Annotated in this window: 12 protein-coding genes; all 12 read left to right on the top strand. The window is 62.4% G+C overall.

The window, feature by feature from the left end:
- Positions 1 to 220 precede the first annotated feature (220 nt).
- The 12 genes from mraZ to BFQ01_RS03575 are packed head-to-tail and all read left to right on the top strand — an operon-like array spanning position 221 to position 13,587.
- A complete protein-coding gene (gene mraZ, locus BFQ01_RS03630; protein WP_003171868.1) occupies positions 221 to 676 on the top strand; it encodes a division/cell wall cluster transcriptional repressor MraZ in 456 nt (151 codons plus the stop codon).
- Complete coding sequence (gene rsmH, locus BFQ01_RS03625) at positions 673 to 1,620, top strand: 16S rRNA (cytosine(1402)-N(4))-methyltransferase RsmH (RefSeq protein WP_065924260.1); 948 nt, start codon at positions 673 to 675, stop codon at positions 1,618 to 1,620. Before mraZ ends, rsmH begins: the two co-directional genes overlap by 4 nt.
- Positions 1,617 to 1,910: a cell division protein FtsL gene (gene ftsL, locus BFQ01_RS03620; RefSeq protein ID WP_003216203.1), complete on the top strand. Its 294-nt coding sequence runs from the start codon at positions 1,617 to 1,619 to the stop codon at positions 1,908 to 1,910. Before rsmH ends, ftsL begins: the two co-directional genes overlap by 4 nt.
- Positions 1,910 to 3,652 (top strand): peptidoglycan D,D-transpeptidase FtsI family protein, encoded by a 1,743-nt coding sequence (locus tag BFQ01_RS03615; RefSeq protein ID WP_162844256.1) that lies wholly within the window; start codon positions 1,910 to 1,912, stop codon positions 3,650 to 3,652. The genes ftsL and BFQ01_RS03615 overlap by 1 nt, the downstream gene beginning before the upstream one ends.
- On the top strand, positions 3,652 to 5,115 hold the full coding sequence (locus BFQ01_RS03610) for a UDP-N-acetylmuramoyl-L-alanyl-D-glutamate--2,6-diaminopimelate ligase (RefSeq protein ID WP_065924259.1): 1,464 nt from the start codon (positions 3,652 to 3,654) through the stop codon (positions 5,113 to 5,115). The genes BFQ01_RS03615 and BFQ01_RS03610 overlap by 1 nt, the downstream gene beginning before the upstream one ends.
- The gene (murF, locus tag BFQ01_RS03605) at positions 5,108 to 6,478 is read left to right on the top strand and encodes a UDP-N-acetylmuramoyl-tripeptide--D-alanyl-D-alanine ligase (protein ID WP_065924258.1); all 1,371 of its coding nucleotides are present in this window, start codon (positions 5,108 to 5,110) and stop codon (positions 6,476 to 6,478) included. Before BFQ01_RS03610 ends, murF begins: the two co-directional genes overlap by 8 nt.
- A complete protein-coding gene (gene mraY, locus BFQ01_RS03600) occupies positions 6,478 to 7,560 on the top strand; it encodes a phospho-N-acetylmuramoyl-pentapeptide-transferase (protein WP_003171875.1) in 1,083 nt (360 codons plus the stop codon). Before murF ends, mraY begins: the two co-directional genes overlap by 1 nt.
- A 6-nt stretch (positions 7,561 to 7,566) precedes the next feature.
- Positions 7,567 to 8,913, top strand: coding sequence for a UDP-N-acetylmuramoyl-L-alanine--D-glutamate ligase (murD, locus tag BFQ01_RS03595; protein WP_065924257.1), 1,347 nt, complete (start codon positions 7,567 to 7,569; stop codon positions 8,911 to 8,913).
- Positions 8,910 to 10,133, top strand: a complete 1,224-nt coding sequence (ftsW, locus tag BFQ01_RS03590) for a putative lipid II flippase FtsW (protein ID WP_065924256.1) — start codon at positions 8,910 to 8,912, stop codon at positions 10,131 to 10,133. The genes murD and ftsW overlap by 4 nt, the downstream gene beginning before the upstream one ends.
- Positions 10,123 to 11,193 carry an undecaprenyldiphospho-muramoylpentapeptide beta-N-acetylglucosaminyltransferase gene (gene murG / locus BFQ01_RS03585; protein ID WP_065924255.1) on the top strand — a complete coding sequence of 357 codons (1,071 nt, stop codon included), beginning with the start codon at positions 10,123 to 10,125 and terminating at the stop codon, positions 11,191 to 11,193. Before ftsW ends, murG begins: the two co-directional genes overlap by 11 nt.
- Complete coding sequence (gene murC, locus BFQ01_RS03580; protein ID WP_027604760.1) at positions 11,186 to 12,634, top strand: UDP-N-acetylmuramate--L-alanine ligase; 1,449 nt, start codon at positions 11,186 to 11,188, stop codon at positions 12,632 to 12,634. The genes murG and murC overlap by 8 nt, the downstream gene beginning before the upstream one ends.
- Positions 12,631 to 13,587: a D-alanine--D-alanine ligase gene (locus BFQ01_RS03575; protein ID WP_065924254.1), complete on the top strand. Its 957-nt coding sequence runs from the start codon at positions 12,631 to 12,633 to the stop codon at positions 13,585 to 13,587. Before murC ends, BFQ01_RS03575 begins: the two co-directional genes overlap by 4 nt.
- Positions 13,588 to 13,589 lie beyond the last annotated feature (2 nt).

Genomic DNA, 13,589 nt, shown 5'->3' with positions numbered 1-13,589 from the left:
TGTAGCTCTTTGAGCTATTTGTGCTTGTCGAGCCAAAAACACCGCCGAACTCTGGTTTCTCCTCCTTTTACGCTCGTAAATCTCCGATCTGTAAGGCTTTTCCTTGAATCCGCGCCTTGACGGTGTGGTGGGCGCATTCCTATAGTGTGCGCAAGTGGCGGAAAGTGGCACAAAGTGGGTTTTTTGAACGTAAAACGCTAAAATTTGGAGAAACGCATCTGTGTTTCGCGGAGCTAACGCTATCAGTCTCGATGCAAAAGGCCGTCTCGCCATGCCGAGCCGGTATCGTGACGAGCTGATTTCGCGAAGTTCCGGGCAACTGATCATCACGATCGATGCCGTTGACCCTTGTTTATGTGTTTACCCCCTCGATGAGTGGGAGTTGATCGAAACCAAATTGCGCGCCCTGCCTTCATTGCGTGAAGAAAACCGCCGCCTGCAGCGTTTGCTGATCGGTAATGCCGTCGACCTCGAGCTCGATGGCAGTGGTCGTTTCCTGGTGCCCCCGCGTTTGCGCGAGTACGCCAAGCTGGATAAGCGCGCAATGCTGGTCGGCCAACTGAACAAGTTCCAATTGTGGGACGAAGATGCCTGGGATGCTGTTTCTGCAGCTGACCTGGCTGCTATTCAACAACCGGGCGCCATGCCTGATGAACTGCGTGATTTGATCCTGTGACTATTGATAGCGGCTTTAACCACATCACCGTACTGCTTGACGAAGCCGTTGAGGCTCTCGCCGTACGCGCGGATGGCTGCTATCTGGACGGTACCTTTGGCAGGGGCGGGCATAGCCGGTTGATCCTCAGCCAGCTCGGGCCCGACGGCAAGCTCCTCGGGTTCGACAAAGACCCCCAAGCGATTGCCACCGGGCAAGCGCTAGCGGCCGAAGACGGCCGCTTTGTCGTTGTGCAGCGCAGCTTTGCCGAGCTCGGTGCCGAAGTCGCCGAGCGCGGCATGGCGGGCAAGGTGGCCGGGGTTTTGCTCGACCTGGGCGTGTCTTCGCCGCAGCTCGATGACCCGGAGCGCGGCTTCAGCTTCATGAACGACGGCCCCCTCGACATGCGCATGGACCCTACCCGTGGTGTCAGTGCCGCGCAGTTCATTGCCACTGCGCCGGTGGAAGAAATCGCCCGTGTGTTCAAGGAATACGGTGAAGAGCGCTTCGCCGGCCGCATGGCCCGTGCCGTGGTGGAGCGTCGCGAAATCCAGCCGTTCGAGCGCACCGCCGACCTGGCCGAAGTGCTGAAAGTCGCCAACCCCGCGTGGGAAAAGGGCAAGAACCCGGCGACCCGCGCGTTCCAGGGCCTGCGTATCCACGTCAACAACGAATTGGGCGACCTGGAGGCTGGCCTCGAGGCTGCCCTCGAGGCGCTGGAAGTAGGCGGTCGCCTGGTGGTGATCAGTTTCCACTCCCTGGAAGACCGCATCGTCAAGCTGTTCATGCGCCGCCTGGTCAAGGGCGAGTCCGACAACCTGCCGCGCAACCTGCCGGTACGTTTCGAAGCCTTTGTGCCGAAAATCAAAATCCATGGCAAAGTGCAGTTCGCTTCCGAAGCCGAACTCAAGGCCAACCCACGTTCCCGTAGCGCCGTCATGCGCGTCGCGGAGAAGCTGCGGTGAGCAAGCTTTTCGCCAAGCCCCTCCCGGGCGGCAGCTTCTTTATGTTGCTGCTGTTTGTCGGCGTGCTGGTGTCCGCAATTGCGGTGTCCTACAGCGCCCATTACAACCGCCAACTGCTCAATACCCTCTATGGGGAATTGAGCGTGCGTGACAAGGCGCAGGCGGAGTGGGGGCGGTTGATCCTCGAGCAAAGCACCTGGACGGCCCATAGCCGTATCGAAGTGCTGGCCACCGAACAGCTGAAAATGCACATCCCGGGCGCGGCCGAAGTGCGCATGGTGGCGCCATGATGAAGCTTGAAGGCGCACTCTACCCATGGCGCTTCCGCCTGATGCTCGGCTTGCTGGCATTGATGGTGGGTGCGATTGCCTGGCGGATCATCGACCTGCAAGTGGTCGACCGTGACTTCCTGATCGGCCAGGGCGATGCCCGTAGCCTGCGTCATATCCAGATCCCTGCGCACCGTGGCCTGATCACTGACCGTAACGGCGAGCCGTTGGCGGTGAGTACGCCGGTGACCACCCTGTGGGCCAACGCCAAGGAATTGCAGGTTGCCAAGGACAAGTGGCCGCAACTGGCTGCCGCCCTGGGCCAGGATCCCAAAGCCTTGGCTGAGCGCCTCGAGGCCCAGGCAAATAAAGAATTTATCTACCTCGTTCGCGGCCTTACCCCCGAACAAGGCCAGCAGGTGCTCGACCTTAAAGTCCCTGGTGTCTACGGCATCGAGGAGTTCCGTCGTTTCTACCCTGCCGGTGAAACCACTGCCCATATGGTCGGCTTTACCGACATTGATGATCATGGTCGTGAAGGTGTGGAACTCGCCTACGATGAATGGCTGGCCGGGGTACCGGGAAAACGACAGGTCATCAAGGATCGGCGCGGCAGGTTGATCAAGGATGTCCAAGTCACTAAAAACGCCAAGGCCGGAAAGCCCTTGGCGTTGTCGATTGACCTGCGCCTGCAATATTTGGCCAACCGTGAGCTGCGTAACGCGATCATCGAGAACGGTGCCAAGGCCGGCAGCCTGGTGATCATGGACGTGAAGACCGGCGAGATCCTCGCCATGGTCAACCAACCGACCTACAACCCGAACAACCGACGCAACCTGCAACCGGCGATGATGCGTAACCGCGCGATGATCGACGTGTTCGAGCCGGGCTCGACCATGAAAGCCATCTCCATGAGTGCCGCCCTGGAAACCGGACGCTGGAAACCCAGCGACAAGGTCGAGGTGTATCCGGGTACGTTGCAACTGGGCAAATACACCATTCGTGACGTGTCCCGTACTGAAGGCCCGGTGCTGGATTTGACAGGTATCCTGATCAACTCCAGTAACGTGGGCATGAGTAAGGTCGCCTTCGATATCGGTGGTGAAACCATCTACCACCTGGCGCAGAAGATCGGCCTGGGGCAACCCACCGGCCTGGATTTCCCGGGTGAGCGCGTCGGCAACCTGCCCAACTACCGCGACTGGAAAAAAGCCGAGACCGCCACGCTTTCCTACGGCTACGGCCTGTCGGTGACCGCCATCCAGCTGGCCCATGCCTTCTCCGTGCTGGCCAATAACGGACGCATGGTGCCGTTGAGCCTGATCCACGTCGATGAAGCGCCGAAAGCCACCCAGGTGATCCCGGAAAACGTCGCCAAGACCATGCAGGGCATGCTGCAACAAGTGATCGAAGCACCGCGCGGCGTATTCCGTGCCCAGGTGCCGGCGTATCACGTGGCGGGCAAGTCCGGTACCGCGCGTAAGACGTCGGTGGGCACCAAGGGCTACGCCGAAAACTCCTACCGCTCGCTGTTCGCCGGCTTCGGCCCAATGAGCGATCCGCGCTACGCCATCGTCGTTGTGATCGATGAGCCGAGCAAGGCCGGTTACTTCGGTGGCCTGGTATCGGCACCGGTGTTCAGCAAAGTAATGTCCGGCACCCTGCGCCTGATGAACATCACCCCGGATAACTTGCCGCCGACCCAACAAGCGAATGCCGGACCACCGGCCGCTGCAGTAAAAGCCAATGGAGGGCGCGGCTGATGTCTCTTAGCCTGAACAAGATTTTTGCCCACGCCGGCCGCGATCTGCTGATTCGCGAGTTGACCCTGGACAGCCGTAACGTGCGCGCTGGCGACCTGTTCCTGGCGGTGCCGGGCGGCAAGTACGATGGCCGTGCGCACATCGCCGACGCGCTGCAGCGCGGCGCGGCTGCCGTGGCCTATGAAGTCGAAGGCGCCACGGTGCTGCCGATCACCGACGTGCCGCTGATCCCGGTCAAGGGACTGGCCAAGCAACTGTCCGATATTGCCGGGCGTTTTTACGGCGATCCGAGCCGCCACCTCAATCTGGTGGGCGTGACGGGTACCAACGGCAAGACCAGCGTGACCCAATTGGTCGCCCAGGCCCTTGACCTGCTGGGCCAGCACTGCGGCATTGTCGGCACCCTGGGTACCGGTTTTTATGGCGCGCTGCAAAGCGGCCTGCACACCACGCCGAACCCCATCGCCGTGCAAGCGACCCTGGCCGACCTGAAAAAGGCCGGTGCCAAGGCGATTGCCATGGAAGTGTCGTCCCACGGTCTGGACCAGGGCCGCGTTACCGCCCTGGCCTTTGATGTGGCAGTGATGACCAACCTGTCCCGCGATCACCTGGATTATCACGGCACCATGGAGGCGTACGCCGCCGCCAAGGCCAAGCTGTTTGCCTGGAATGACCTCAAGTGCCGGGTGATCAACCTGGACGACGCTTTTGGTCGCCAACTGGCGGCCCAAGACAGCGAAGCGCGCCTGATCACCTACAGCCTGGAAGACGCCGGCGCGTACCTGTATTGCCGCGAAGCCCAATTCAATGACGAAGGCGTGCGCGCCACGCTGGTCACGCCTCAGGGCGAGCACCACTTGCGCAGCACCCTGCTCGGGCGTTTCAACCTGAGTAATGTACTTGCCGCCATCGGCGCGCTGCTCGGCCTGGATTACGCACTGGACGAGATTCTCAAGGTCCTGCCGAAGCTCGAAGGCCCGGCCGGTCGCATGCAGCGCCTGGGTGGCGGTACGCAGCCGCTGGTGGTGGTTGACTACGCCCATACCCCGGATGCGCTTGAAAAAGTCCTCGAAGCCTTGCGCCCTCACGCCAAGGGCAAGTTGCTCTGCCTGTTCGGCTGTGGCGGTGATCGTGATCGCGGCAAGCGGCCGTTGATGGCCGAGATCGTCGAACGCCTGGCCGATGGTGTGCTCGTCACCGACGACAACCCGCGCAGCGAAGACCCGAGCCGGATTTTCGATGACATTCGCACCGGCTTCAAAGACGCATCCAAGGCCACCTTCGTCGCCGGTCGCGGCGCGGCAATCGCCCAGTTGATCGCCAGCGCCAGCGCTGACGACGTGGTTGTGCTGGCTGGTAAGGGGCACGAGGATTACCAGGAAATCAACGGCGAGCGTCATGCCTTCTCCGATCTGGTCGAGGCCGATCATGCCTTGACCGCCTGGGAGGTCGCCCATGCTTAAGGCGATGACGTTCAGCGAACTGACCCAGGCCTTGTCGGCACGCGTACTGTCGAGCGATTGCAGCTTCAGGGGTGTGAGCATCGACAGCCGTGCGATCCAGCCGGGGCAACTGTTTGTCGCCCTGGCCGGTCCGCGTTTCGACGGTCACGACTACCTGAACGAAGTCGCCGCCAAAGGCGCCGCAGGTGCCTTGGTGCAGCGCGAAGTGGCTGATTCCACCTTGCCGCAACTGCTGGTCGCCGACACCCGCCTGGCCCTCGGCCAATTGGGGGCGCTGAACCGTGCCGCTTTCGATAAGCCCGTTGCCGCCATCACCGGCTCCAGCGGCAAGACCACGGTCAAGGAACTGCTCGCCGGTATCCTGCGTACGCGCGGTCCCGTGCTGGCCACCCGTGGCAACCTGAACAATGATTTCGGCGCTCCGCTGACCCTGCTCGAACTCGCCCCGGAACACACCGCGGCGGTGATCGAACTGGGTGCATCGCGCATCGGCGAAATCGCCTACACCGTGGCGCTGACCAAGCCCCACGTCGCCATTATCAATAACGCCGGTACGGCCCACGTCGGCGAGTTCGGTGGCCCGGAAAAAATCGTCGAGGCCAAGGGTGAAATCCTTGAGGGCCTTGATGCATCGGGCACCGCAGTCTTGAACCTGGACGACAAGGCCTTCGAGACCTGGCGTCTACGCGCCGCCGGTCGCAAGGTCCTGACGTTTGCCGTGCTTAACGCCGCAGCTGATTTCCATGCCTCCGACATCACCGTCGATGCCCGTGGCTGCCCGTCCTTCACGTTGCATACCCCGCAAGGTAGCGAGCACGTGCAACTGAATTTGCTCGGCAACCATAACGTCGCCAATGCCCTGGCTGCTGCGGCTGCGGCTGGCGCCTTGGGCGTGTCGCTGTTCGGTATCGCCACGGGCCTGGGCGCGGTGCAGCCGGTCAAGGGCCGTACCGTGGCGCAGTTGGCGACAAACGGCATGCGCGTGATTGATGACACCTACAATGCCAACCAGTCCTCGGTGTGCGCTGCCATTGATCTGCTCAAAGGCTTTGACGGTCGCAAGGTGCTGGTGCTGGGCGATATCGCCGAACTGGGCGACTGGGCCGAACAGTCCCATCGTGAAGTCGGCGCCTACGCCATCGGCAAGGCCGACGCGCTCTATGCGGTCGGCCCGAACATGGCCCATGCCGTGGCTGCCTTCGGCCCCGGTGCGCGACATTTCGCCACCCAGGCCGAGTTGATCCAGGCACTGGGCGTGGCAGAACAAGACAAACACACAACCATTTTGATCAAGGGATCGCGCAGCGCGGTGATGGAAAACGTCGTCGCGGCCTTGTGTGGCTCAAGTACGGAGAAACATTAATGCTGCTGCTGCTGGCTGAGTATCTGCAACAGTTCCACAAAGGCTTCGCGGTCTTTCAGTACCTGACCCTGCGCGGGATTCTGGGTGTGCTGACCGCGCTGTCTTTGTCGCTGTTTTTAGGGCCGTGGATGATCCGCACCCTGCAGAACCTGCAAATTGGTCAATCGGTTCGTAATGACGGCCCGCAGTCGCACCTGTCCAAGTCCGGCACCCCGACCATGGGCGGTGCGCTGATCCTGTCGTCCATCGGTATCAGCACCTTGCTGTGGGCCGACCTGCACAACCGCTACGTATGGGTGGTGCTGCTGGTGACCTTGCTGTTCGGCGCCATCGGCTGGGTCGATGACTACCGCAAGGTGATCGAGAAAAACTCCAAGGGGCTGCCAAGCCGCTGGAAGTATTTCTGGCAGTCGGTGTTCGGCCTTGCCGCCGCGATCTTCCTCTACACCACGGCGCCAAGCGCAGTGGAAACCACCTTGATCATCCCGATGCTCAAGGACGCCAGCATCCCGTTGGGCATCGGCTTCGTGGTGCTGACCTACTTCGTGATCGTCGGCTCCAGCAACGCGGTGAACCTGACCGACGGCCTCGACGGCCTGGCGATCATGCCGACGGTGATGGTAGGCGGCGCGCTGGGTATCTTCTGCTACCTGTCGGGTAACGTGAAATTCGCTGAATACCTGCTGATCCCCTACGTACCGGGCGCGGGTGAGCTGATCGTGTTCTGCGGCGCCTTGATCGGTGCCGGCCTGGGGTTCCTGTGGTTCAACACCTACCCCGCACAAGTCTTCATGGGCGACGTCGGCGCACTGGCGCTGGGCGCGGCCCTGGGCACCATCGCGGTGATCGTTCGCCAGGAAATCGTGTTGTTCATCATGGGCGGCGTGTTCGTGATGGAAACCCTGTCGGTGGTCATCCAGGTGGCGTCCTTCAAGTTGACCGGGCGCCGCGTGTTCCGCATGGCGCCGATTCACCACCACTTTGAACTCAAGGGCTGGCCTGAGCCGCGTGTGATTGTCCGTTTCTGGATCATCACCGTGATTCTGGTCCTGGTCGGCCTTGCCACCCTGAAACTGAGGTAGAAACGAGTGTCCCTGATCGCTTCAGACCACTTCCGCATCGTTGTCGGCCTCGGCAAGAGCGGCATGTCCCTGGTTCGCTTCCTGGCGAACCGGGGCACGTCGTTTGCCGTGGCCGATACGCGGGAAAATCCACCGGAGCTGGTCACGCTGCGCCGTGACTACCCGCACGTGGAAGTGCGTTGTGGCGAGCTGGATGTTGAGTTTCTGTGCCGCGCCGATGAGCTCTACGTGAGCCCCGGCCTGGCCCTGGCGACACCGGCCCTGCAAGCCGCAGCGGCCCGTGGCGTGAAGCTGTCCGGCGACATCGACCTGTTTGCACGCAATGCGAAGGCGCCGATCGTGGCCATCAGCGGTTCCAACGCGAAAAGCACCGTGACCACCCTGGTCGGCGAGATGGCGATGGCGGCCGGCAAGCGCGTGGCCGTGGGCGGTAACCTCGGCACGCCGGCGCTGGACCTGCTCAGCGACGACGTCGAGCTGTACGTGATGGAACTGTCGAGCTTCCAGCTGGAAACCACCCACGACCTGGGTGCTGAAGTGGCCACCGTGTTGAACGTCAGCGAAGACCACATGGACCGTTACAGCGGCCTGCCGGCGTACCACCTGGCCAAGCACCGGATCTTCCGCGGCGCCAAGCAATTTGTGGTCAATCGCCAGGATGCGCTGAGCCGTCCGCTGATGGGCGAGGGCATGCCGTGCTGGACCTTCGGCCTGGGCAAACCCGACTTCAAGGCCTTCGGCATTCGTGAAGAGAACGGCGAGAAGTACCTGGCCTTCGAATTCCAGAACCTGATGCCGGTGCGCGAGCTGAAAATCCGTGGCGCCCATAACCAATCCAACGCCTTGGCCGCATTGGCGTTGGGGCACGCCGTGGGCTTGCCGTTCGACGCCATGCTGTCGAGCCTGCGCACCTTCGGCGGCCTTGAGCATCGCTGTCAGTGGGTTCGCGACCTGGACGGCGTCAGCTATTACAACGACTCCAAGGCCACCAACGTGGGGGCCGCATTGGCCGCCATCGAAGGCCTGGGCGCCGATATCGAAGGCAAACTGGTGCTGATCGCCGGTGGCGACGGCAAGGGTGCCGATTTCAAGGACCTCAAGGCACCGGTGGCTGCCCATTGCCGCGCCGTGGTGTTGATGGGCCGCGACGCCGATTTGATCGCTGCCGCGCTGGGCGATGCCGTGCCACAGGTGCGCGCCACCTCCCTGGACGACGCCATTACCCAATGCAAAGCCCTGGCCCAGCCAGGCGATGCGGTGCTGCTGTCGCCGGCGTGCGCCAGTTTCGACATGTTCAAGAACTACGAAGAGCGCGGCCAGTTGTTCGCCCGCACCGTGGAGGGCTTGGCATGAGCATTGACTTCAGAAACATCATCAAGCCGTACCCGTCGCCGATCATTACCGGGCGCGGCATCGACCTTGATTTCCCGATGCTCGCCGGTTGCCTCGCGCTGCTGGGCCTGGGCCTGGTGATGATCACCTCGGCTTCTTCCGAAGTGGCCGCCGTGCAATCGGGCAATACCCTGTACATGATGATCCGTCACCTGGTCTACCTGATCATCGGCCTGGGCGCGTGCATCGTCACCATGATGATTCCCATCGCTACCTGGCAGCGCCTGGGCTGGCTGATGCTGATCGGCGCGTTCGGCTTGCTGATCATGGTGATCCTGCCCGGCATTGGCCGCGAGGTGAACGGCTCGATGCGCTGGATTGGCTTCGGTGCGTTCAACGTGCAGCCGTCGGAAATCGCCAAGGTGTTCGTGGTGATCTACCTGGCCGGTTACCTGGTGCGTCGCCAGAAGGAAGTGCGCGAAAGCTGGATGGGCTTCTTCAAGCCATTCATCGTGCTGCTGCCCATGGCCGGCCTGTTGCTGATGGAGCCTGACTTCGGCGCCACCGTGGTGATGATGGGCGCGGCGGCGGCGATGCTGTTCCTCGGCGGCGTGGGCTTGTTCCGCTTCAGCTTGATGGTGGTGCTGGCAGTGGCTGCGGTGACCATCCTGGTACAGGCGCAACCGTACCGGATGGCGCGTCTGATCACCTTTACCGACCCCTGGTCCGACCAGTTCGGTTCCGGCTACCAATTGACCCAGGCCTTGATCGCCTTCGGTCGCGGCGAATGGTTGGGCGTGGGCCTGGGCAACAGCGTGCAGAAGCAGTTCTACCTGCCGGAAGCGCACACCGACTTCGTGTTCTCCGTACTCGCCGAAGAACTCGGCGTGGTCGGCTCGCTGTGCACCGTCGCCCTGTTCGTGTTCGTGTGTGTACGCGGCATGTACATCGGCCTGTGGGCCGAGAAGGCCAAACAGTATTTCGCCGCCTATGTGGCCTACGGCTTGTCGTTCCTGTGGATCGGCCAGTTCCTGATCAACATCGGGGTGAACGTCGGCCTGCTGCCGACCAAGGGCCTGACCTTGCCGTTCCTCAGTTACGGCGGCAGTTCGTTGGTGATCTGCTGCGCCTGTCTTGGCTTGTTGCTGCGTATCGAGTGGGAGAGTCGAACCCACCTGGGCAGCGAAGAGATGGAGTTCAGCGAAAGCGACTTCGCCGAGGAGCCGACCCATGGGCGCTAACGTGCTGATCATGGCCGGCGGCACCGGGGGCCATGTGTTCCCGGCCCTGGCGTGCGCCCGGGAATTCCAGAACCGTGGCTACACCGTGCACTGGCTGGGTACACCGCGCGGCATCGAAAACGAGTTGGTGCCGAATGCGGGCTTGCCGTTGCACCTGATCAACGTCACGGGCCTGCGCGGCAAGGGCAAGTTGTCCCTGCTCAAGGCACCGTTCGTGTTGCTCAAGGCGGTGTGGCAGGCGCGCAAGGTCATCCGTGAATTGCAGCCGGTGTGTGTGCTCGGCTTCGGTGGTTATGTGACCGGCCCCGGTGGCGTCGCCGCCAGGCTTGCCGGCGTGCCGGTGATCGTGCACGAGCAGAACGCCGTGGCCGGTACCGCCAACCGTCTGCTGGTGCCGTTGGCTGCACGGGTGTGCGAGGCGTTCCCCAACACCTTCAGTGTGTCGGATAAGCGCCGTACCACCGGCAACCCGGTGCGCACCGAGCTGTTTATGGATATCGCCCGCGAAGCACTCGCAGGGCGCAAGGCGCACCTGCTGATCCTGGGCGGAAGCCTGGGGGCCGAGCCGCTGAATAAATTGCTGCCGGAAGCCGTGGCGCAACTCCCTGTGGAATTGCGCCCGGAGATCTTCCACCAGGCCGGCAAGAACCACGATGAAGTCACCGCCACGCGTTATCGCGACGCCGGTGTGGCGGCCAATGTGCAGCCCTTTATCAAAGACATGGCCCATGCCTATGGCTGGGCCGACCTGGTGGTCTGTCGCGCGGGTGCGTTGACCGTCAGTGAACTGGCTGCTGCCGGTCTGCCGTCCTTGCTGGTGCCCTTGCCCCACGCCATCGACGATCACCAGACCCGCAACGCCGAATATTTGGCCGGGGAGGGCGCTGCCTTCCTGCTGCCGCAAAGAACGACTGGCCCCGCCGATTTGGCCGCACGCCTGACCGAGGTTTTGATGCAACCGGAACGACTCAACAACATGGCGAGCACCGCAAGCCGCCTGGCCAAACCTGACGCAACCCGCACCGTGGTCGATATCTGCCTGGAGGTGGCCCATGGTTGAGAATCAGAAAGCCATGCCACAACCGGAAATGCGCCGCATCCGTCGCATCCACTTCGTCGGTATCGGCGGCGTGGGCATGTGCGGCATCGCCGAAGTGTTGCTGAACCTGGGCTACCAGGTGTCCGGCTCGGATTTGAAAGAGTCGCCGGTCACCGAGCGCCTGAAGTCGTTTGGCGCGCAGATCTTTATCGGTCACCGCGCCGAGAACGCTGCCGAGGCTGACGTGCTGGTGGTGTCCAGCGCCGTGAACACCTCCAACCCGGAAGTGGCCACTGCTCTTGAGCGCCGCATTCCCGTGGTGCCACGCGCCGAGATGCTCGCCGAGCTGATGCGCTATCGCCACGGCATCGCCGTCGCCGGTACCCATGGCAAGACCACCACCACCAGCCTGATCGCCTCGGTGTTCGCCGCCGGTGGCCTGGACCCGACCTTCGTCATCGGTGGCCGCCTGAATGCAGCCGGTACCAATGCCCAGCTTGGTACCAGCCGCTACCTGATCGCCGAAGCCGATGAAAGCGACGCCAGTTTCCTGCACCTGCAACCGCTGGTCGCTGTGGTCACCAACATCGACGAAGATCACATGGCCACCTACGACGGTGACTTCAACAAGTTGAAGAAAACCTTCGTCGAGTTCCTGCACAACCTGCCGTTCTACGGTCTGGCCGTGCTCTGCCTGGACGACCCGGTGGTGCGTGAAATCCTGCCCCAGGTCAAGCGTCCGACCGTGACCTACGGCTTCAGCGAAGACGCCGACGTGCGCGCGATCAATGTGCGCCAGGAAGGCATGCAGACCTACTTCACCGTGCTGCGTCCCGACCGCGAGCCGCTGGATGTGTCGGTGAACATGCCGGGCAACCACAACGTATTGAATTCCCTGGCGACCATCTGCATCGCCTCCGACGAGGGCGTCAGCGATGAAGCCATCGTCGAGGGCCTGTCGCGCTTTGCCGGTGTCGGCCGACGCTTCCAGGTCTACGGCCAACTGCCGGTGGAAGGCGGTGACGTGATGCTGGTGGATGACTATGGTCACCACCCGACCGAAGTTGCCGCGGTGATCAAGGCCGTGCGCGGTGGCTGGCCGGAGCGTCGCCTGGTGATGGTCTACCAGCCGCACCGCTACAGCCGCACCCGCGATTTGTACGACGATTTCGTCAATGTGCTGGCCGATGCCAACGTGCTGCTGTTGATGGAGGTCTACCCGGCCGGTGAAGAACCGATCCCGGGCGCCGACAGCCGCAAGCTGTGCAACAGCATCCGCCAGCGCGGCCAGTTGGACCCTATCTACATCGAGCGCGGTGTGGACCTGGCGCCGATCGTCAAGCCGCTGCTGCGTGCCGGCGATATCCTGCTGTGCCAGGGCGCCGGTGATATCGGCGGCCTTGCGCCTAAGTTGCTGGCGAGCCCGCTGTTTGCGGCCGCCAAGAAGGGGGCGTCGAAATGACCGCTGACTACGGCTCCCTGTTCTCCACCATCACGCCAGCCGACTTCGGCCGCGTGGCCGTGCTGTTCGGCGGCAAGAGCGCCGAGCGCGAAGTGTCGCTCAAGTCCGGCAACGCCGTGCTCGAAGCGCTGCAAAGTGCCGGCGTGAATGCGTTCGGGATCGACGTGGGCGATGACTTCCTCGCCCGCCTGCAGGCCGAGAAGATCGACCGTGCCTTCATCATCCTGCACGGCCGTGGCGGTGAAGACGGCAGCATGCAGGGCCTGTTGGAGTGTGCCGGTATCCCTTACACCGGCAGCGGCATCCTCGCTTCGGCACTGGCCATGGACAAGTTGCGCACCAAGCAGGTGTGGCACAGCCTGGGTATTCCCACCCCGCGTCACAGCGTTCTGTGCAGCGAAGACGATTGTATTTCTGCAGCCAAGGAACTGGGCCTGCCTTTGATCGTCAAACCTGCCCATGAAGGCTCCAGTATCGGCATGGCTAAAGTGAACTCGGCCGCCGAATTGATCGACGCATGGAAAGCGGCAAGTACCTACGATTCGCAAGTGTTGGTGGAACAGTGGATCCAGGGTCCCGAGTACACCATCGCCACCCTGCGTGGCCAGGTATTGCCGCCCATCGCATTGGGCACGCCCCACACCTTTTACGACTACGACGCCAAGTACCTGGCCTCCGATACCCAGTACCGGATCCCGTGCGGCCTTGACGCAACCAAAGAACAGGAATTGATGGACCTCACGGCGAAAGCCTGTGAGGCGTTGGGTATTGCCGGTTGGGCACGGGCAGACGTGATGCAGGATGACCAAGGGGATTTCTGGTTCCTGGAAGTCAACACCGCACCGGGCATGACCGACCACAGCCTGGTACCGATGGCCGCTCGCGCAGCCGGCCTGGATTTCCAGCAATTGGTGCTGGCGATTCTGGCCGCCAGCATCGAGCCAAGAGGCTAAGG

The organism is Pseudomonas sp. 8 R 14 (assembly GCF_900005955.1).
Lineage (GTDB): Bacteria > Pseudomonadota > Gammaproteobacteria > Pseudomonadales > Pseudomonadaceae > Aquipseudomonas > Aquipseudomonas marginalis.
The sequence above is the reverse complement of the archived record's forward strand: the minus strand, read 5'-3'. Positions and strand labels throughout refer to the sequence as shown.